We start from the raw sequence: 20,010 nt of genomic DNA, 5'->3' as shown, positions 1-20,010 counted from the left end.
TGTGGACTATCACCAACGAACCGCCCGAAGACTTAGCTGATGCAACAGTAGGCGGTCGGGCAGATTAGGCTGTGATCGCGACAGAGTCGGCCACAGCAGTTTCACCACTGGCTAACTCAGTGACGCGTCGCCACATTTCATCCGGCAGCGATACCTGAGGAGGCTCCGTGACCGACGTCGCGCAGCACACAACACCCGGCGAACCGATGAGCGCTGACCCCAACAAGGTCACCCTCACCTTCCCCGGCGGGAGCGCAGAATTTCCGATCCTGACCAGCGTGGACGGCGTGTCGAGCATTGACATCTCCACCCTCACTAAGAAGACCGGCCTCACCACGCTGGACTACGGTTTTGTCAACACAGCGGCGACCCGCTCCGCGATCACCTACATCGACGGCGATGCTGGCATCCTGCGCTACCGCGGATATCCGATCGAACAGATCGCACAGAACTCGAACTTTCTCGAGACCGCTTGGCTGCTGATTTACGGTGAGCTGCCGAGCGCGAGCGAACTCGCCAACTTTGACGATCGCATCCGCCACCACACGCTGTTGCACGAAGACATGCGCCGCTTCTTCGATTCCCTGCCGCACAAGGCACACCCGATGAGCGTGCTCGCCTCCGGCGTCTCGGCCCTGTCGACGTTCTACCAGGACTCGCTCGACCCGAAAGACCCGGAGCAGGTCGAGATTTCGACCATTCGCCTGTTGGCCAAGCTGCCGGTCATGGCCGCCTACGCGCACAAGAAGAGCATCGGCCAAGCTTTTCTCTACCCCGACAACTCCCTGAGCTTCGTCGACAACTTTCTCAAGCTCAACTTCGGCAACATGGCCGAGCCCTACGAGATCAACCCGGTCGTGAGCAAGGCGCTCGAGCGCCTGCTCATGCTGCACGAGGACCACGAGCAGAACGCCTCCACCTCGACCGTGCGTTTGGTCGGCTCGACCGAGGCCAACCTGTTTGCGTCGGTCTCGTCCGGCATCAACGCCCTGTTCGGGCCGCTGCACGGCGGCGCCAACGAGGCCGTGCTGTCGATGCTCGGCGAGATCCAGGCATCCGGTCAGGGCGTTGGAAAGTACGTCGAACGTGTCAAGAACAAGGAGCAGGGTGTGAAGCTCATGGGCTTCGGCCACCGGGTGTACAAGAATTATGACCCGCGCGCCACGCTGGTCAAGGAAAGCGCCCACGAGGTGCTCGCCGCCCTCGGCGTCAAGGACGACCTGCTTGACATCGCGCAGGAACTCGAGCACATCGCGCTCAACGACGATTACTTCAAGGAACGTCGCCTGTATCCCAACGTCGACTTCTACACCGGCGTCATCTATAAGGCGATGGGCTTTCCAACGCGTATGTTCACAGTGCTCTTCGCGATCGGCCGCTTGCCCGGCTGGGTCGCGCACTGGCGTGAGATGAATGAGGATCCGGCCACGAAGATCGGCCGCCCGCAGCAGCTCTATGTGGGCTCTCAAGCCCGCGACTACCCGCGCCCCTAGAAGAAGTCGGTCGGCGAAAGTCTGCCGCTGCGGATGGCAGGGTAGCGGTCGCTCTGGCCGATGATGGGCCGGGTTGGCGTCTCGCCGCTCGTGCACCTGCGCGATGTCACCTTTAGCCGGATGAACAGGCGCGGCGTTGGAGTGCTGACGACGTCAGCAGCCGGGGCCCCGGGGATTAGCCCGGCAATCTTCGGCGACGAGCACGGTGGATTCCCGCGCTGCGACCACCGTGAACGGTGTCGACGGCACGGTGACGATGCCTTCGACGGGGCGCCAGTCTTGGTCGCCGAAGGTGTAATCGGCTCTGTAATCGACGGTGAGCACGACCGTGAACGTGCCCTTCGCTGTGTAGACGTGGCTGGTGTCGGTCGCTGAGAATTCGGCGAGGCCGAGGTCCTTCCAGCTCGCCCCGCCGTCGGCGGACGCTGAGGTGCTGCCGTCGCCGTAGTTCCAGCGGTAGCCGATCGGTGTGAACATGACTTGGGCCGATTCGCCGAGCAGAAGTCCTTGACTTATTTGAGCGGATGCCGTGGCCCAGAAGTTCGCGGCCAACCCGACGATCGCCCAGCCGCCAGGCTCCATGCCCGCGGGCGCGGCGTACGCCGGAAAATTCTGCAGGTCGGAGACGCGCACGATCGTGGCGGGGGAGCACTCGGCGCAGGGCGCTGCGGCTACGCCGTTCCGGGCCAGCGGTAGGAATGAGCCGTTGCCGCAGGGGATTGTGGTGACACCAGGTTTCGCCGGGTCGCCGTGCGCGCACTCCTTGGGTGCTGTGGACGTGCCCGACCCGCTGCGCCCGCGTTGGGCCCGGTTCGAGTCACCCTTTCCGCCGGATCTGGTAGTTGTATCCGCCGTCAGATCGACGCCTCCGCCGTTAGTCACCCCGCCTGTATCCGGACTTTCGGGGCAGGTTCCCATGCGTCGCTCATCGGGAGTGCAAATTTCCCCGGCCGCGTTAGACGCTAAAACAGGATTGAAACTCATCGTGAGGGTCATGATTGCACCGACGATCAGCAGAAGTTCGAACCGGACCATATTGGCGACTCCGAAATCAAGAGTTGGTGTGATTTTTCCTTTGGGGCGACAAAGACGACGACCATCGGGGATCGCAATTGACGATCCGGTTTAGTTTGCGATGCCCCGGAGGTGTCAACCATCCCGCTACCGCTGAGGTCGAGGCAGAGATAGGCGCGAATTTCCCAAGAACCGTCGGGCAGAGCGTTGGAAGATTGGATGACCATCGAGTCAAATGTGGTTGTGCCTGTGAACGACCAGCCGTTTTCCTTCATCTTTTCTCGCGCTTTAACGACCCCGACCGTTTCAGAGCTGGTCGTCAGCGACAGATAGTTATTCCATGAATCAGATCCGATAGCACCGGCGGCGTCACCCGCTGTGAGGTAGTTTGCGTACGCGGACTTGGCGGCGGCCAGCGCCTCGTCGTTCGAGGCGAAGACCGGGGGAGCCTCGGTCGGCGCGGCCGTTGCCACCGCGACCGGCTCTGCCGTGTTGCTCGGGGCGGGAGCGGCCACGCATCCACTCAGTGTGCCGACGGCGAAGAACAGCGCTGCAGCAGTGCGCACGACTCCGTGCGCGGGGCGGCGTAGCGGTGGATTTTGCATGCGGTCACCATAGACCGGATTGGTACAACACCGTCGGATCTATCCACAGGCTGGTGTCCGGGCTTGAACCACGCTATGAGGCCGACAGGTCTCGATACACCGCTGTGTTGACGCCCCGGGCTGAGGGCCAAACGCCTCGCGGCCAGCACCGCCCTGAGGGTCGTGGTGGCTGCCGCACTGGCGTCGATGCATGGCAGGCGTGGAATGGTCGTCCAGGAAAGACGACAAAAACATTTTTTTGGGTATTCTTTTGGCTCATTTGCTCGATTTAGTGCTTGTAACCGTGATTTTTCCTCGGGAATGTCGGTGGTCGGGTGTTGGGTTGAATCATGAGCAACGTGGCAGTGGAACTTACCCGGGCGGCGACCGCTGTCGCCGCGTTGGGTGGATCCAGTGCCGAGTTCGCTGGCTTGTCCGATGCGGAGGTGCTTGCGGCGCGTGGTCCGATCGCAGACCTGCTGCGGTTGAGCAGCACGGCGGCGGCGTTGCTGGCGGGCACGATCGCAGAGCGGTCTCGGCCGCAGCTGGGCCAGTCGGGGATGGCGGCGCGGCACGGGTTTGGCACCCCCACCCTGATGGTGCAGCACGCTACTGGTCTCAGCCGTATCGAGGCTGGCCGGCTGCTGACCGTCGGGGTACTGATGCGTGACACCGAAACCGCTGAACGCCAAGCTGCCGAGCCCCGCCCGGCAATGCCAGCGGTCCCGGTAACCAGTTCGGTGCCTGGAATCCCGTTGGCACCGCCGGTGCCACCGCCGCTGGCACCGGTGGTGGTGCCGTGGCAGGCGCCAATTGTGCACGCGATCGCCGCCGGCACCTTCTCGCCCGGCGTCGGAGATGCGCTGCTTCGAGGTTTGGGCACGCTGGATCAGGCGGTGACGGCCGAGAAACTTGCGGCGGCGCTGCGGGTGTTGGTGGTGGCGGCGGCGGCGGGGATGAATACCGAGCAAGCCTTCAAGCGGGCGCGGCGGGTACGTGACGACCTTGATGCCGCAGGCATTCTGGCGCGAGAGAAGCAGGCCCGCGATGACACGACCTGGTCGCTGTGGCGGCGTGCCGACGGCATGGTGACCCTGCACGCGCTGCTGCCGCCGGAGCAGGGCGAGACGTGGTTGGCCACGTACGACGCGCTGACCAGCCCGCGGCGCGGCGGCGTGCGGTTCGTCGACCCGGAACGGGCCGTGTGGGCGCAGAGCGTGAAGGACGACCCGCGCACCGTAGATCAGATCGCCGCGGACTCCTTCACTCAGCTGCTCAAGCTCGGCGCCGACGCCGACCCGAACACCCTCTTTGGTGGACGCCGCCCGGTCGTTCGCGTCATCGTCACCGAACGCGACCGCCCCGCCACTGCCCCGGCCACCCTTCCTGCACCCACCGCGTCCTTCGGCTATCTCGAGGGAAATCCGGCGCCGGTGTCGGGGGAGACGATCTCCCGGCACCTGTGTGACACGGGCTACCTCGGAATCCTGTTCGACCAAGCGGGGCAGCCACTCAACGTAGGCCGCGACCAGCGCCTCTTCACCGCCGACCAACGCCAGGGCCTCGCGGTGCGCGACGGCGGATGCCGCTGGCCCGGCTGCGAACAACCCCCGTCGTGGACTGAGGCTCACCACATCGAGAATTGGCAAGCCGATCAGGGACTGTCCAACATCGACCAGGCGATGCTGCTCTGCGCTCCGCACCATTTATTGCTCCATAACCGACACTGGAAGATCCTTCTCAGAGACGGCCTGTATTGGTTACAACCCCCGGTTGAGATCGACCCCGACCAAACATTGATCGCACTCTCCAGCAAGAACCCGCTCATGCACGAGCCGTTCCGGCTTGACGCACCGCCGGGAGCAACGCTCCAACTCGACCTGGCGTCGGTGGACCTGCCCGGGGCTGGCTGGCACCGCCGACAACCGTGAGTCACGCACTGGCGGTCTCGATGGGCTCGACCGGCGATCTGGACACTACCCGAGACCGGGTCACGCGATCGACGACGACCACGCGCAGTACTTGGGGCCGCGCAATGCTCTGTCTCGATTCCTGGCTGCCTACAAGGCCGGTTGGAGGGTCAGGGTGTTGCTCGCGTCGTTGTTGATGGCGGCCGGGGTGAACAGCCACGGGCGGGTCTCGTGATCACGCCAGAGCGGTGCCTGGTCGGTGTAGTTGGTGTGAAAGGCGTGACCGGATGCCCCGGTGAGGTTGATCCAAGTGGAATCGTCGAAGTTTTCAAGGCTGATCACCTGTCGCATCGATGGCACCCAGTCCACCTCGTAGCCCTGGGCGGCATCCCAGCCGACCGCGTTCACGACAGCGGAACCGCCAGCGAGCTCGTACGGCCCACGGTTGAACAGCCACTCCAACGGTGTGATCCCCGATTCGCCGAAACTGGCGTTCTTGAGCTCGAGCGTGTGGATGCTGCCCCACTGCCAGGCGGCCGGGTTCGAGCCCATCAGGTCGGCAGCTTCAGCTGCGGCATCCGTCATCACCCGCCGCAGCATGCTCTCCTGGCCGACGGTGCCGTTGGCGCGGTTCGACCACCAGGGGGAGGCTGGTTGATCGAGAAGGCGCGTGACGACGGCGAACGCCCGGTCACCGCCGGTGAGAGCGGCTTCTTCATCGATCTTGCCGGTGAACATGTCTTGCAGCAGCGTGCGCCAGATCACGTTGAAGTAGGCGGCCGCCGCACTGTCGGCGTCGACCTGGTAATCCCACCCGTCGAGAAGCTTCTGCGCCTCGGCGGCGTCGCCGGTGAGCCGCACCTGTTGCAGGGCAGGAACGAGAGCTGCGGCCAGGGCACTGTAGTTGTCAGCTTGAATCTCACTCATCAACCGGCCCGTCAGCGGGGTTTTCGCGGCGATGAGTTCTTGCAATCGAGCCGTGATTTGGTTGGCCCGGTAGCCCAGATCCCAATCGGCGGTCAATAAATAGGGGTAGCTCGGGTCGGTGGCGGCGTTATTGGCCGTGACGATGTATCCGCTCGGCGGATTGAACGTGCTCGGCAGGGCGTCGGACGGAATAAATCCGGTCCAGGCGTACTGGCTGGTCCAGCCCGGCACCGGCAGGGTGCCGTTGCCGCTGGCCCGAATGGGAATAAGCCCGGGCGCCTGGTAGCCGATATTGCCGTCGACGTCGGCATAGGTCAGGTTCTGCGCCGGCACCTCGAACAGGGAGGCCGCGGCGCGAAAACTGGTCCAGTCGGTCGCCTGGTTGAGGGCGAAGATGGCGGATGCCGTTCGTCCCGGAGTCAGCGCTGTCCACTGCAGTGACAGCTCATATGTGGTTGTATCTGCTCCGGTCGAATCAGCGCCGGCCTCGGCGACCGGCGCGGGAGCTGGCAGCCCAGCGGCTTCGGGAAAGTCACTGGCGATTTTCGGGTACGCGGTGCCCTCGAAGCCGCTCAAGAGCGGACCGTGCTCGGTCGAACGAATCTCAATTTTCACATCGTCGCCGCCGGCGACGGAGATCTTCTCGTCTCGCAGCAGCAACGGTTTCTTCACGCCGTCGAATTCGTAGCTGTCGCCGGAAATCTTCTCGATATACAGGTCGGCGACGTCGGGGCCGAGGTTGGTGAAGCCCCAGGCGATGCGCTCATTGTGTCCGATGATCACACCGGGCATGCCCGAGAAGCTGTACCCGGCCACGTCGAACGGGCAGTCAGTGGTGATCGATTGACAGCGCAGCCCGACCTGGTACCAGACCGAGGGCAGCGCCGGTCCGAGGTGCGGGTCGTTGGCCAGCAGGGGCATGCCGGTGTCGGTCAGAGCGCCGGAGACCACCCAGGAATTGGAGCCGATCTCGCCGCCGGCCGGCCCGAGAAGTTCGGGCACCGACCCGAGATGGGCGCGCAGTTCAGTGAGAGCCTCGGCGTAGGAGTCGACCGAAGCTGGTGCGAGCGCGGCGGGGACATCCGTTGATTCAGCGCTTGGGTCGACCGCTTCCGACGCCCCGGCCGATGGCACCGTGACGGCCTGGCTGCCGGTGATGGTGGGGTGCTGGCCGGCCGGATAATCGGGATGCAGCTCACTCACCTCGGCGGGGGTGAGCGTCGTCGACAGCAGAGCCCGGTCGATCTCGTCGTCGAGGTTGGAACGCAGGTCCCAGGCCATGGCCTTCAACCATGCTACCGAGTCGGCCGGGGTCCATGGTTCGACCTCATATCCGGGGTTCTGCAGGCCCAGAACGGCGTACTCGAGTGACAGGTCGGCGCCCTGATGGGTGTCGAGGTAGGCGTTCACGCCGTCGGCGTAGGACTGGTAGTAGCTCAGGGTCACCGGGTCAAGCAGGGCCACTTCCTGCTCGGCGACGGCTCGCCAGCCGAGGGTGCGCACGAACGTGTCGGTGCCGACCTGGCTTTCTCCGAACAGTTCCGACAGACGTCCGCTCGTAACGTGCCGGCGAAAGTCCATCTCCCAGAAGCGGTCCTGCGCATGCACGTAGCCCTCGGCGAGAAACAGGTCGGCCGCGGTCTGCGCCGTGATCTGGGGAATTCCGGCGTCGTCGCGCGTCACGGTCACCGCGCTCGACAATCCCGTGATGTCGACGCTGCCGGCCAGGGCCGGAAATGACCTGGTCACCGTCCACACGCCGAACCCTGCAGTGACCAAGACCAGGGTGGCTACGACCCCGAGCGCTACCACCAATCGCCGAACACGGCGGTGCCCCTTGCTGCGCGGTGCGTCGGTGCCCACAGCGCTCCCTCGTGTGTTGGGTGAATCGCGCGGCTACAGGCTGCCGCTATTCGGATGCTAGCGGAACCCACCGGCATCCGCTCAGCCGGCAGGCCTCAGGCGTGCAGCGCGGCGTTCAGGGTGATGCCGCTACCGGTGCGGGCGAGCACCTCGACGGCACCGGAGAGGGAGTTGCGGCGAAACAGCAGGTTGGGCACGCCGGAGAGCTCGACCGCTTTCACCGTCGGGCGGGTGCCATCCGTGCGCACCGGTTCGCCGACCAGAACAACCTTGGTGCCAGCCGTGACGTAGAGCCCGGCCTCGACCACACTGTCGGCACCGATCGCGATGCCGACACCGGAATTGGCACCGAGCAGGGCACGGGCACCGATCGAGATGCGCTGGGTACCACCACCAGACAGGGTGCCCATAATGGATGCTCCGCCACCGATATCAGCGCCGTCACCGACCACGACACCCTGTGAGATACGGCCCTCGACCATGGAGGAGCCGAGGGTTCCGGCGTTGAAGTTGACGAAGCCCTCGTGCATGACGGTGGTACCGGGGGCAAGGTGGGCGCCGAGCCGCACACGGGAGGCATCCGCTATTCTCACGCCGGCCGGCACGACGTAGTTCAGCAGCGGCGGGAATTTGTCGACGCCGCTCGCCTGAATACCGGCGCGCTGCAGGCTCGGGCGCAGCCGGCCGAAATCGTCTGGCAGCATCGGGCCGGCATTGGTCCAGACCACGGTGGGCAGGTGCGCGAAGATGCCGTCGAGGTTGATGCTGTTGGGCCGAACGAGCAGGTGGGAGAGCAGGTGCAGCCGCAGGTAGGCATCCGAGGTGCTCGCCGGTGCCGTGTCGAGCGTGATTTCGACCGTGACGGCTTCGAGGCGAACCGCGCGGCGGGCATCGTCGCCGGCGGCTTCACTGAGCGCGGCCGGAACAATCCAGCGATCGCGGCCGGTCGGCAGGGAGCCGAGTGCCGGAGAGGGAAACCAGGTGTCGAGCACGGTGCCGTCGGCGGCGACGGTCGCGAGACCATACCCCCAGGCCTGGGTCGACGAGCTGGGCAGGGCGTTTTCGGAAACAACGGAGGGCATACCTCTAGATTAGTAGGGTGACTTCTACGACTTCGGCTCCGTCCACCCCCGCGAAACTCACCGTGCTGGACCTCACGGCTACGTCGATCGAACTGACCAGGCAAATCTGCGATATCGAGTCGGTCTCGGGCCAGGAGACCGCCCTCGCCGACGCGATCGTCGCCGCCCTCGACGGTTTCGACCACCTCGAGATCATTCGCGACGGCGACACGGTCGTGGCCCGCACCAACCTGGGCCGCTCGCAGCGCGTGGTCATCGCGGGCCACATCGACACCGTGCCGCTCAACAACAACCTGCCCACCCGGTTCGAGACCATCGACGGCACCGAGTACCTCTGGGGCCGCGGCACGGTCGACATGAAGGCCGGCGTGGCCGTGCAGCTGAAGCTCGCCGCCGAACTGAGCAATCCCGGAGTCGACGTGACCTGGATGTGGTACGACCACGAAGAGGTCTCCGATGAGCTCAACGGCCTCGGCCGGCTGGCCCGCAACAGGCCCGACCTGTTCGTGGGCGACTTTGCCATTCTGGGGGAGCCGACCAAGAGCCAGGTCGAGGGCGGCTGCAACGGCAACCTGCGCGTCGAGATTCGTACCTTCGGCCTGCGCTCGCACTCGGCGCGCAGTTGGGTCGGCGAGAACGCCGTTCATAAGGCCGCGCCCATTCTGAACATTCTGGCCCAGTACCAGGCCCGCGAGGTCGAGGTCGAAGGCCTCGTCTATCGTGAAGGCCTCAACGCGGTCGGCATCACCGGTGGAGTCGCCGGCAACATCATCCCCGACGAGTGCATGGTGCACGTCAACTACCGATTCGCCCCGAGCCGCAGCGGCGACGAAGCCGTCGCCCACCTGAGCGAGGTGTTCGCCGGCTACGACCTGACCGTCGTGGACCGCGCCGAAGGCGCCCGGCCTGGCCTCGACGCCCCGCTCGCCCGTGAATTCTTGAACGCCGTCGGCGGCGTTGCTACGCCCAAATACGGCTGGACCGACGTCGCCCGCTTCTCGGCCCTCGGCGTTCCGGCCGTCAACTACGGTCCAGGCGATCCGCTCAAGGCGCACGCTGACGACGAACGCGTAGCCGTGGCCGAGATCACGGCCTGCGAAAACGGTCTGCGCGCGTGGCTGAGCGCATCCGTTCGATAACCCCGCACAGAATGACCGAGCGGATGCTGCGCCCTCGACGGTCGCCCGCCCGCCGGCTGCCGGCCGTCTGGCACGCCCGCTACCGGCTGACCCCGTGGTGGGGCAAGGTCGTCGTGGTGTGGGCCCTGTCGCGCCTGATCACGACGAGCCTCGTACTCGTGTTGGCGAGCGTGCAAGGTCCGAACGCCTGGACCGGTGCGAGCCCGAAATACACCGATTTCGCGACCATGTGGGACGGTCGCTGGTACAACATCGTTGCGGCGGTCGGGTATCCGAGCGTGCTGCCGATCACCGAAACCGGGCAAATCGGTGAGAATGCCTGGGCTTTCATGCCCGGTTACCCGGTGCTTGCCAGGCTGCTGATGGAAGTGACGAACTTTCCGTGGGCGCCGGTGGCCGTGTTCGTATCGGTTGCTTTCAGCCTCGGCACCGCGCTGTTGTTCTACCGCCTGATGGCGCGGGTGCAGCCGTCGAACACGGCCCTGTTCGCGGTCGTGTTGTTCTGCGTCGCCCCGCTGTCGCCGATTCTGCAGTTCGCCTACGCGGAATCGATGTACCTGTTCTTTCTGACCCTCGCGCTTTACCTGCTGCTCGAACGTCGTTACCGGATGCTCTACCCCGCCATCGCGGTGATGGCCCTGACCCGGCCGAGCGGGCTCGCATTCGCCCTGGCCCTTGGCCTGCACGTGATCTACCGTTTCGTCACGCGATCCCGCGACTCGTTTCCTGTGCGAGAGCGGATGCTGGCGGCATCCGTCGCCGTGTTCAGCGCGCTGATGGGGCTGGCCTGGCCCGTCGCCGCCTGGGCGGCCACCGGCGACGTGATGGCGTACACCGATACTGAGCTGGCCTGGCGCGCACCGTATATCGGGTACCAGGAGCTCGTGCCATTCACCGCCTGGTTTCAAAGCGGGGTGTGGTGGCTCGGCAGCCCGTGGGGCATCGTCGTGGTCACCGCCCTCATTCTGGCCTTCGCCCTGCTCCTGTTCACGCCGGCCGTACGCCGGCTCGGCATAGATCTGCGGTTGTGGCTGGCCAGCTACGGTCTGTACCTGCTCGCGGTGTTCTTTCCGCAATCCAGTACGTTTCGGCTTCTCATGCCGATGTTTTCGCTGCTCGGCGCGGCCGCGCTGCCACGCAGCCGGGTCTACCGGGTGGCGATCGTTGTGCTTTTCGTGGCCGGCCAATGGGGCTGGCTGCTGATCTGCTGGGGCGTGGACGGGTATGACTGGACCCCGCCCTAACCTCAGCCGGAACGCCCCGATCTGACACTCAGTCCGACCCGAATTTACGTCTCGGGCCGAGATGGTCGATAATGGGGGTACAAAGACGAATGGAAGGGGAGTTCATGGCGGCCATGAAGCCACGGACCGGAGACGGTCCAATGGAGGCGGTAAAAGAGGGGCGCTTGATCATCGTGCGTGTACCGCTCGAAGGTGGGGGTCGGCTCGTTGTCTCAGTCAACGACGCCGAGGCCAAGGAACTTCACGACGCACTCGCCGGAGTTGTCGCCGTGGCAAAGTAGCCTCGGGTTCCGATGAATGAAACAAGAACGGCCGCGCGGGTGACTGCGCGGCCGTTCGGTCGTTCCGACCGGATTAGGCGCGCAGTCTAGTGATCTGCAGCAGCCCGTCGCCGACGGGGGAGAGGGCACTGATCACGGCGCTCGATGCGGCAATCTCGGTCAGCAGGGTACGAAACCCGGTTGCGACATCGTCGCGCTGGGCCGGATCGGCGACTCGGCCACGCCACAGGGCATGTGCGACGAGCACGGTTCCGCCCGGACGAGCCAGGCGCAGGCCGTGTTCAACATATTCGATGACCGACTGCGGGTCGGCGTCAATGAACACAATGTCGTAGGAATTCTCATTCATGCGCGGCAGAACCTCACCAGCCTTGCCGGTGATCAGGCGCACCCGGTTGGCTGGAATCTTGGCCTCGGTGAAGTTTGCCTTCGCATGCTGCAGATGGTCGACCTCGGTATCGATCGACGTCAGGGTAGCCCCCGGGGCCCCGGTCAGCAGCCAGATCCCCGAGACTCCGGCCCCCGTGCCGACCTCGAGGATGCTGCGCGCCCCCGTCGCGGCGGCCACAACGGCCGATTGCGCCCCGACGGAGGGCGCGATCGGGTCGATCCCGAGTTCGAGGGATTGCTGGCGCGCTCGGGCGATGGCTTCGGACTCCACGACACAGTCGTCGGAGAATTTCCAGTTCAGTTCAATGTCAGACACAGATAACTCCAGTAGATGATTAGGTCAAGACTAGGGCCGCGGCGCGTGTGGTCTGTGGATGCCTCGCCGTACGGCTACTCTAAGGACATGTTTGGGCTGACGTTCGAGAAGATTCTTCTGATCGGGATCATCGCTGTCTTCCTGCTGGGGCCGGACAAATTGCCGCACTATGCGGCACAGCTGGGTCGCCTGGTGCGCCAGCTGCGCGATATGGCCAACGGGGCCAAGGATCGCATGCGCGACGAAATGGGCCCGGAATTCGACGATCTGGACTGGAAAAAACTGGACCCGCGCCAGTATGACCCGCGCCGCATCATTCGCGAAGCCCTCGCCGACGAGGACCCGTTTAAAGAGCAGTCTGCAACAATTTCTCGCGCCGAGCCCAACCCCGAGGGCGCCTACCTGAAACGCAAGCGTGCCCGGGATGCGGCCCTGACCGCACTCGAGCCGGCTCCATTCGATTCTGAGGCCACGTAGCCGGTCCAGCAGCGCCGAGGAGAAAGAGACGTCGATGTCTCCGTTGAAGAAACCCAAACGCGTCAAGAAGAGTGTCTACGAGGCCGAACTCGCCCGCCTGCAGGCCGAACTGGTCACGATGCAACAGTGGGTGAAGGCCTCCGGTGCCCGGGTCGTGGTGATTTTCGAGGGCCGCGATGCCGCAGGCAAGGGCTCGGCGATCAAACGCATCACCGAATATCTCAACCCGCGTGTCGCTCGCATCGTGGCCCTGCCGATGCCCACCGACCGTCAGCGCGGCCAGTGGTACTTTCAGCGCTACATCGAGCACCTGCCGTCGACCGGTGAAATCGTGCTGATGGACCGCTCCTGGTACAACCGCGCCGGCGTGGAACGGGTCATGGGCTACTGCACTTCCGATGAATACCGCCGGTTTCTGCACCAGGCACCGTTGTTCGAGCGGATGCTGGTGGAAGACGGGATTCTGGTGGTCAAGTACTGGTTTTCGGTTTCTGACCTGGAGCAGGAACGGCGGTTTCGCTCGCGCCTGAACGACCCGATGCGGCGCTGGAAGCTCTCCGAAACGGACGTGCTCTCGATCACCAAATGGAGTGATTACTCCAAGGCCAAAGATGAGATGTTCGTGCACACCGACATCGCCGAGGCACCCTGGTGGGTGGTCGAGAGTGAGGACAAAAGAGCGTCACGGCTGAACGTGATCAGCCATCTGCTCTCGCTCATTCCCTACGAGAAGACCGACCCACCCAGGGTGCGCATTCCGCCGCGCCCGCCGGACTCTGACTATGAGCGGCCGCCGCGCGAGGAGAACCACCAGGTGCCCGACCATGCAGCGACGCTGAGCAAGCCGCAGGACTAAGCGCTAGCGGGGCCTGAGACTCAGGCTGAGGCCGGCCAAGCCCCTGGCGCGCGTCTTCATGCTGCGGGCCAACCCCAGAATGGCACGGGCGGCGGGATCGTCGGGAGCGCCGAGCACGACCGGCAGGCCGACGTCCCCGCCGGTACGCAACGGCAGGCTGAGGGGAACCTGCGCGAGCACCGGCACCGGGGCGGGCTGCCCGATGGACAGTCGTCTGGCGACCTCGGCGCCGCCGCCCGAGCCGAACAGCTCGAGCAGGCTTCCGTCGGGCTGCATCATCGCCGCCATATTTTCGATCACGCCGTAGACGCTCTGGCCGGTCTGCCTGGCCACGATACCGCTGCGTTCGGCCACATCGGCCGCGGCAGCCTGCGGGGTGGTGACAACGATGACCTCGGCGTGGGGCAACAGCTGGCCGACCGTGATGGCGACGTCGCCGGTACCCGGCGGCAGGTCGAGCAGCAGCACGTCCAGATCACCGAAGTAGACGTCGGTGAGAAACTGCTTGATGGTGCGGTGCAACATCGGGCCGCGCCAGGCGACCGCGGCCGACGCGTTGTCGATGAACATGCCGATCGAGATGACCTTCACATTGTGCGCGATCGGCGGCAAGATCATGTCACCGACCTGGGTCGGCTTCACCGCGAGCCCGTCGTGCACCAGGCCGAGCAGGCCGGGAATGCTGAAGCCGTGTACGTCGGCGTCGACGATGCCCACGCGCAGGCCCTCGCCGGCTAGCGCCACGGCCAAATTGGCGGTGACGGTGGACTTGCCGACGCCACCCTTACCACTCGTGATCGCGTACACCCGGGTGAGCGACTCCGGGCCGAACTGCACGCTGCGTTCCAGCTGGCCGCCGCGCAGCTTCTCGGTGAGCGCGGTGCGTTGCTCGCGCGTCATGATCGCCACCTCGACGCTCGCCCGGCCGGCCCCCGACACCGACTCGGTCGCGGCCAGAACATCGCTCTCGATGCGTTGCGCGGCCGGACATCCGGCAATGGTCAAGCGGATGCCAACGGTCACCTGTCCCGTCTCGCTCACCGTCACGTCCGACACCATGTCGAGATCGGTGATGGGCTTGCGAATCTCCGGGTCGGTCACCCCGGCCAACGCCGTGAAGACCCGCGAGCGGATGCTGTCGCTCAGTGGAGCAGGAATCATGCGCGTGGGCGGCTTTCCGTGCTGCTGCTGTCAGGGACGTCGTCAGGTTGACTGCGCTCGTCACTGCGCTCGTCCAAATGCTCGAGCAACGCTCGCAATTCTCCGCGAATGAAGTCCTTCGAGGCCATGTCCTTGATGGCAATGCGCAGCGCCACGACCTCACGGGCGAGGTACTCGGTGTCGGCGAGAGTGCGTTCGGCCCGCTGCCGGTCCTGCTCGAACTGCACCCGGTCGCGGTCGTCTTGCCGGTTCTGCGCGAGCAGAATCATCGGCGCGGCGTAGGAAGCCTGCATCGAGAGCACGAGAGTCAGCGCGATGAAGCCGAGCGCAACCGAGTCGAACCGCCACGCCTCCGGGGCGAGGGTGTTCCAGGAGATCCAGGCGACGGCGAACAGGGTGAGCCCGAGCAAAAACCAGGGGGTCCCCATGCCGCGGGCGATGGCCTCGGTGAAGCGGCCGAAGCTGTCCCGGCTGTGGCCATTGCGGCCAAGACCCACGAGGTTGCCGGTGCGTAGGCCCTTGGGCGCATCCAGGCGCAGGTCGGCGCGGTTATTGCGGGCCACGAGTCGTCCTTTGCGCTCCGGGCAGCGGAATGCTGCCGGTTCTCAATTCGCTGCGAGCGGTGGCGCGGCGGCGCACATCATCATTGCCGTCGTGGCTGCGCCAGTCGTCGGGCAGCAGGTAGTCGAGCACGTCATCAATCGTCACCACCCCGACCAGTCGGTAATTCTCATCGACCACCGGCACCGAGACCAGGTCATAGCTCGCGAGGATCCGGCTGACTTCAGCGGCCGAGGTGTCCGCGGTTACCGGGTCCAGGCCGGCGTCGAGCAGCGTGCCGAGGCGTTCGTGGGGCGGGTAGCGCAGCATCCGCTGAAAATGCACCATGCCCAGAAAACGACCGGTGGGTGCTTCGTAAGGGGGCAGGGTGACGCAGATCGCCGCGCCAAGGGCCGGTGCCAGGTCGTGACGACGGATACGCGCGAGCCCTTCAGCGACGGTGGCGTCGGCCGAGACGATGATCGGCTCGGTCGTCATGAGCCCACCGGCGGTGTCGGGGGCGTAGGAGAGCAGGAAACGTACGTCTTCGGCCTCTTCGGGCTCCATCAGGTCGAGCAGTTGCTCGCCGCGTTCTTCGGGCAGCTGGGCGATGAGGTCGGCCGCGTCGTCTGGCTGCATCTGGTCGAGCACGTCGGCGGCGCGGGCGTCACCGAGGCTGGTGAGAATGCCGACCTGATCGGATTCGGGCATCTCCTCGAGCACGTCGGCGAGGCGATCGTCGGGCAGCTCACCGGCCACCTCGAACATGCGCTCGCGCGGCAGGTCGAGCAAGGTATTGGCCAGGTCGGCCGGCTTGAGATCAGAATAGGTCGCAATGAGGTGCTCGGCGGATTGCGCCTGCCCCTCGGTTTTTTTCTCGCGGACCTCGGCCCAGGTGGCGAAGTTCGTGACGCCCTTGACGAAGGGCGAGGCGCTGGTCTTGGGCCGGCGTACAAACAGCTGGCTGACGGCCCAGTCGGCTTCTGTGCCTTCCTTGATCGCGACGTCTTCGATGGTCGCCTCGCCGGAGCCGTCGGTGAAGAGCACTTTGCGGCCGAGCAATTCGGCGATGACGCGCACTTCACCGCCGCGCTGTTCATAGCGGCGCACGTTGATCAGGCCGGTCGTGATGATCTGGCCGCTGCCGATGCTGGTGACCCGGTTGATCGACACGAACACGCGTCTCTTGCCGGGGATCTCCACGATCAGACCGACGACGCTGGGCGGGTCGTTTTTTCGGTACACCACCAGAACATCGCGCACCTTGCCCACGCGGTCGCCCGCGGGGTCGAAAACGATGCACCCGGCCAGTCGGGCAACAAAAACTCTGGTGGCACTCACACTATAAATGTAGGCCACTGGCCCGACAATGATGGCCCGGCGCGAACGGTTCGTCATTCAGACACACAGTCAGGCCGACGTGGAAGAATGTGCTTATGAGCAACCAGAGTCTTTTTTCCCGCCGGCGCCCGGTGCTGCCTCCCGTGCTGCCGCGCGGTGAAGTGCTCGGCAGCTACAGCACGTACGCTGACGCGCAGGGCGCGGTCGACGCACTCGCTAAAGCCGACTTTCCCGTGAAAGAGCTCTCGATCGTGGGCAACGACCTCAAGAGTGTTGAGCGGGTGACCGGCAAACTCACCTACGGCCGAGTGGCTCTTGCGGGCGCAGGATCCGGTGCCTGGCTGGGAATATTTTTCGGAATTCTGTTTTTTTTGTTCTCACCGACCGGGTCGAGCCTGCCGTTTGTGTTTGCCGCCCTCATCATGGGCGCCGGGTTCGGCATGCTGCTGGGCATAGCCAGCTACGCCATCAACCGGCGGCGGCGTGACTTCACGTCGACCATGCAGGTCATCGCGACCAACTATCAGGTCATCGTCGATGCCGAGCTGGTCCACCGGGCCCGCAATCTGCTCTCCGGCTCTCCCTCCGCACCTGAAGTCCCGGAAGCCACTACGCCCCCCGTGTAGTCACGCGCGAGCAGGTTCAGCGCTGGGCGGCCGCTATCCAGGCCTCGACCTCGCTGGCGGTGCGCGGGATGGCTGCGGAGAGGTTCTCGGCCCCGGTCTCTGTCACCAGGATGTCATCTTCGATGCGCACGCCGATGCCGCGAAACGCGGCGGGAACGGTGAGGTCGTCTGGCTGAAAGTACAGTCCGGGTTCAATGGTGAAGACCATGCCCGGTTCGAGCACTCCGTCCATGTACATGTCGCGGCGTGCCTGCGCGCAATCGTGCACGTCGATGCCGAGGTGGTGGCTGGTGCCGTGCACCATGTATCGGCGGTGCTGGCCGTTCTCCGGCTGCAGGGCCTCTTCGGCGGTGACCGGAAGCATGCCCCACTCGGCGGTGCGCCGAGCGATGACGTTCATCGCGGCGGCGTGCACATCACGAAAGACAGCGCCGGGGCGAGCGACGGAAAAGGCGGCATCCGCTGCCTCACGCACGGTTTCGTAAACCAGCCGCTGTACTTCGCTGTAGACGCCGTTGACCGGCAGGGTGCGGGTGATGTCGGCGGTGTAGTAGCTGTCGAGTTCCACGCCGGCGTCGATGAGGATGAGGTCGCCGGGGGCGACGACGCCGTCGTTGCGGGTCCAGTGCAAAATGCAGGCGTGCGGGCCGGAGGCAGCGATGGTGTCGTAGCCGACCGTGTTTCCGTCGCTGCGGGCCCGGGTGTTGAACACGCCCTCGACCAGGCGTTCCCCGCGGGCGTGCACGCTCGATCGCGGCAGGTCGGCGATGACATCGTCGAATCCGCGGGCGGTGGCCGCGACGGCGACGCGCATCTGTTCGATCTCCCAGGCGTCCTTCACGAGGCGCAGCTCGGAGAGATCGCGGGCCAGGGCCCCGTCGGGCTCATGCTCGGCGTTGATCTCGATGCTGAACGCGGAATCGGAGGCGTTGCTGCCGAGCACACGTTCCGCGGCGAAGCGCAGGCGGGCCTCGTCAACTCGTTCGGTGAAGGTCGGGTCAGCCTCGCGCAGCACGAGGGTTGCACTGTCGGCACAGCGCAGCACATCGGCGAGGTCGGCGATGCCGCGCACACCGAGTGCGAGGTCGCTGGCAACCTGCGCGATCGAGGGGCGTGGGCCGATCCAGAATTCGCCGATGTCGGGGTTGGCGTAGAACTCGTCGGAGTCGCGGCCGGCCCGTTCCCGAAAGTACAGGGTCGCGTCGTGGCCGCCGGCGGCGGTTGGTTCGAGCACGAGCACGGCACCGGGTTCGCTGTCGCTGCCCCAACCGGTGAGGTGGGCGAAGGCGGAGTGGGCGCGGAAGGCGTAGTCGGTGTCGTTGGAGCGTTGCTTCAACCGGCCCGCTGGAATGATCAGGCGCTGTCCGGGATACTGTGCGGATAGGCGCGCGCGGCGCGCGGCAGCGAAGGGCGCCTGCTCGCGGGCCGGGGGCAGAACGTCGGTGCGTTCGGCCCATCCGCTGCCGATGAACGATTTGAAGCCGGATGAGCCCGGTGTCGTTGAGCGGTTCTCGTTCGAGCGCGCGGCGGGGGTGAATGCGGAAGCAGTGGTATCAGCCATTCCTCCATTCTGGCACCGCACTCTGGACGGATGTTGATCCGGCGCCTGCCGATCCTGCGCCGGACCGGCGCTACGGAGCCGGTGTGAGTGTGGTCACGATCGGCCGGTGGTCGCTGCCGGCGTCATCGAGCGTCTCGATCACCCGCAGCGTGGCCACCTGCCAGTTCGGGGTGACCATGACGTGGTCGATGGGGCTGCCGAGCAGGGCGGGAATGCTGGTGGGCCAGGTGCCGACGGATGCCGCACCGGCCGACAGCGCGGCATCCACGCAGTTGCCGAGCACAGCGCCGGTGCCCCCGCCTGCCCGGTCGGCCATGTGGTCGAGCGTGGCATTGAAGTCGCCCGCCATGATCACGCTGTCGCCCTGACACTGGGTGGCGAGCCAGTCGAGATCGCTGCGCCAGTTCGACATCTCGTATTGAATGGGGGAGACGGCGTGCACCGCGACGATGGTCGGGCCGCTGCCATCGGTCGGTTCGGCCACGACGGTCGGCAGCACGTTGGTGTTGCCGGGTGGGCCGGACCCCGCTGCATTGCTCACGACGTAGTCACCGAGGTCGGGGCTGATCAGCACGGTCGTAGAACGAGCCTTGGAGACCCGATCGAAAGCGAGCGTGTGCACCCACATCGGCCGTCCAGCCTCGCGCATCCCCTCGGCAATCAGGATGCCGGTTTCTTCCGTGGTTTCGGGCAGAGTGACGACGTCGGCGTTCTGCGCAACGGCGAGGTCGGCGATGACCGCGGCGCCGGGAACATCACCGAGCGTGTTCCAGCTCAATACGGTAATGGAGCTGACACCCGCTTCGGTGCTGACCTGAGCGGTGCCGGCATTGAATCCACGGGAGGCCAGGATGCCGACATTGGCCACCCCGAAGAGAGCGAGCAACACCATGGCCATGCCCAGGGTTGGGCGTAACGGGCGAAGGAACCGAAGCAGCCCGAGCAGAACGAGGCCGACGACCGCGCCGATCACGGCGATGGCACGAAAAGACACAAGGTGGGCCACGACCCAGCTGTTGTGCAGGCCGAACGCCTGCGGCCAGGTGCAGACCAGCAGGAAAGCGGCCGCGCCGACCAGAAGAAGCGCCCGAAGGAGTCGAGGGAACATTGAATTGAACCCTAGATCAGAATTCTGGGGAATCCCCCGTCGGCCCGGGCCCGACGCCGCGGCCATGGGCCGGAGGGCGGCCAACTAGCATGGGGGC

Annotated in this window: 18 protein-coding genes; 8 read left to right on the top strand and 10 right to left on the bottom strand. The window is 65.4% G+C overall.

Features of this window, described 5'->3' with window-relative positions; genetic code table 11:
- Window positions 1-206: 206 nt before the first annotated feature.
- Complete coding sequence (locus E3T50_RS02670) at window positions 207-1,493, top strand: citrate synthase (protein WP_134550491.1); 1,287 nt, start codon at window positions 207-209, stop codon at window positions 1,491-1,493.
- 153 nt (window positions 1,494-1,646) lie between these two features.
- Here E3T50_RS02670 and E3T50_RS02665 read toward each other — a convergent pair whose 3' ends face one another.
- Entirely contained in the window at window positions 1,647-2,375 is a 729-nt protein-coding gene (locus tag E3T50_RS02665; RefSeq protein ID WP_134550408.1) for a PKD domain-containing protein, read from the bottom strand.
- A gap of 128 nt (window positions 2,376-2,503) precedes the next feature.
- Window positions 2,504-3,022, bottom strand: coding sequence for a hypothetical protein (locus E3T50_RS02660; protein ID WP_134550407.1), 519 nt, complete (start codon window positions 3,020-3,022; stop codon window positions 2,504-2,506).
- 419 nt (window positions 3,023-3,441) lie between these two features.
- Between E3T50_RS02660 and E3T50_RS02655 the strand changes: the two genes are divergently transcribed.
- Window positions 3,442-5,022, top strand: coding sequence for an HNH endonuclease signature motif containing protein (locus E3T50_RS02655; protein WP_134550406.1), 1,581 nt, complete (start codon window positions 3,442-3,444; stop codon window positions 5,020-5,022).
- A gap of 129 nt (window positions 5,023-5,151) precedes the next feature.
- Here the strand turns inward: E3T50_RS02655 and E3T50_RS02650 are convergent, their stop codons facing one another.
- Both E3T50_RS02650 and dapD read right to left on the bottom strand, forming a co-directional pair.
- Window positions 5,152-7,791, bottom strand: coding sequence for a penicillin acylase family protein (locus E3T50_RS02650; RefSeq protein WP_134550405.1), 2,640 nt, complete (start codon window positions 7,789-7,791; stop codon window positions 5,152-5,154).
- 95 nt (window positions 7,792-7,886) lie between these two features.
- Complete coding sequence (dapD, locus tag E3T50_RS02645; RefSeq protein ID WP_134550404.1) at window positions 7,887-8,873, bottom strand: 2,3,4,5-tetrahydropyridine-2,6-dicarboxylate N-succinyltransferase; 987 nt, start codon at window positions 8,871-8,873, stop codon at window positions 7,887-7,889.
- 17 nt (window positions 8,874-8,890) lie between these two features.
- Here dapD and dapE point away from each other — a divergent pair, with 17 nt between their 5' ends.
- From dapE to E3T50_RS02630, 3 genes are all read left to right on the top strand, one after another.
- Window positions 8,891-10,012 carry a succinyl-diaminopimelate desuccinylase gene (gene dapE, locus E3T50_RS02640; RefSeq protein WP_241990708.1) on the top strand — a complete coding sequence of 374 codons (1,122 nt, stop codon included), beginning with the start codon at window positions 8,891-8,893 and terminating at the stop codon, window positions 10,010-10,012.
- Between the two features lie 23 nt (window positions 10,013-10,035).
- Window positions 10,036-11,256 carry a hypothetical protein gene (locus E3T50_RS02635; RefSeq protein WP_241990707.1) on the top strand — a complete coding sequence of 407 codons (1,221 nt, stop codon included), beginning with the start codon at window positions 10,036-10,038 and terminating at the stop codon, window positions 11,254-11,256.
- Window positions 11,257-11,360: 104 nt separating this feature from the next.
- Complete coding sequence (locus E3T50_RS02630; protein WP_134464092.1) at window positions 11,361-11,537, top strand: DUF3117 domain-containing protein; 177 nt, start codon at window positions 11,361-11,363, stop codon at window positions 11,535-11,537.
- A gap of 73 nt (window positions 11,538-11,610) precedes the next feature.
- Here the strand turns inward: E3T50_RS02630 and E3T50_RS02625 are convergent, their stop codons facing one another.
- The gene (locus tag E3T50_RS02625) at window positions 11,611-12,243 is read right to left on the bottom strand and encodes an O-methyltransferase (RefSeq protein ID WP_134550403.1); all 633 of its coding nucleotides are present in this window, start codon (window positions 12,241-12,243) and stop codon (window positions 11,611-11,613) included.
- A gap of 87 nt (window positions 12,244-12,330) precedes the next feature.
- Here E3T50_RS02625 and E3T50_RS02620 point away from each other — a divergent pair, with 87 nt between their 5' ends.
- On the top strand, window positions 12,331-12,720 hold the full coding sequence (locus tag E3T50_RS02620; RefSeq protein WP_134550402.1) for a sec-independent translocase: 390 nt from the start codon (window positions 12,331-12,333) through the stop codon (window positions 12,718-12,720).
- Window positions 12,721-12,754: 34 nt separating this feature from the next.
- The gene (gene ppk2, locus E3T50_RS02615) at window positions 12,755-13,576 is read left to right on the top strand and encodes a polyphosphate kinase 2 (RefSeq protein WP_134550401.1); all 822 of its coding nucleotides are present in this window, start codon (window positions 12,755-12,757) and stop codon (window positions 13,574-13,576) included.
- A 3-nt stretch (window positions 13,577-13,579) separates the two neighbouring features.
- Here the strand turns inward: ppk2 and E3T50_RS02610 are convergent, their stop codons facing one another.
- The 3 genes from E3T50_RS02610 to E3T50_RS02600 are packed head-to-tail and all read right to left on the bottom strand — an operon-like array spanning window position 13,580 to window position 16,618.
- Complete coding sequence (locus E3T50_RS02610) at window positions 13,580-14,737, bottom strand: Mrp/NBP35 family ATP-binding protein (RefSeq protein ID WP_134550400.1); 1,158 nt, start codon at window positions 14,735-14,737, stop codon at window positions 13,580-13,582.
- Complete coding sequence (locus tag E3T50_RS02605) at window positions 14,734-15,300, bottom strand: DUF1003 domain-containing protein (RefSeq protein ID WP_134550399.1); 567 nt, start codon at window positions 15,298-15,300, stop codon at window positions 14,734-14,736. The genes E3T50_RS02610 and E3T50_RS02605 overlap by 4 nt, the downstream gene beginning before the upstream one ends.
- Window positions 15,287-16,618, bottom strand: coding sequence for a magnesium transporter MgtE N-terminal domain-containing protein (locus E3T50_RS02600; RefSeq protein ID WP_134550398.1), 1,332 nt, complete (start codon window positions 16,616-16,618; stop codon window positions 15,287-15,289). The genes E3T50_RS02605 and E3T50_RS02600 overlap by 14 nt, the downstream gene beginning before the upstream one ends.
- Window positions 16,619-16,713: 95 nt before the next feature.
- Between E3T50_RS02600 and E3T50_RS02595 the strand changes: the two genes are divergently transcribed.
- The gene (locus E3T50_RS02595; RefSeq protein ID WP_134550397.1) at window positions 16,714-17,244 is read left to right on the top strand and encodes a YflT domain-containing protein; all 531 of its coding nucleotides are present in this window, start codon (window positions 16,714-16,716) and stop codon (window positions 17,242-17,244) included.
- A 16-nt stretch (window positions 17,245-17,260) separates the two neighbouring features.
- Here E3T50_RS02595 and E3T50_RS02590 read toward each other — a convergent pair whose 3' ends face one another.
- The gene (locus tag E3T50_RS02590; RefSeq protein WP_134550396.1) at window positions 17,261-18,805 is read right to left on the bottom strand and encodes an aminopeptidase P family protein; all 1,545 of its coding nucleotides are present in this window, start codon (window positions 18,803-18,805) and stop codon (window positions 17,261-17,263) included.
- 70 nt (window positions 18,806-18,875) lie between these two features.
- Entirely contained in the window at window positions 18,876-19,913 is a 1,038-nt protein-coding gene (locus tag E3T50_RS02585; protein WP_134550395.1) for an endonuclease/exonuclease/phosphatase family protein, read from the bottom strand.
- Window positions 19,914-20,010 lie beyond the last annotated feature (97 nt).

The sequence above is a fragment of the Cryobacterium gelidum genome (genome assembly GCF_004403985.1).
Lineage (GTDB): Bacteria > Actinomycetota > Actinomycetes > Actinomycetales > Microbacteriaceae > Cryobacterium > Cryobacterium gelidum.
The sequence above is the reverse complement of the archived record's forward strand: the minus strand, read 5'-3'. Positions and strand labels throughout refer to the sequence as shown.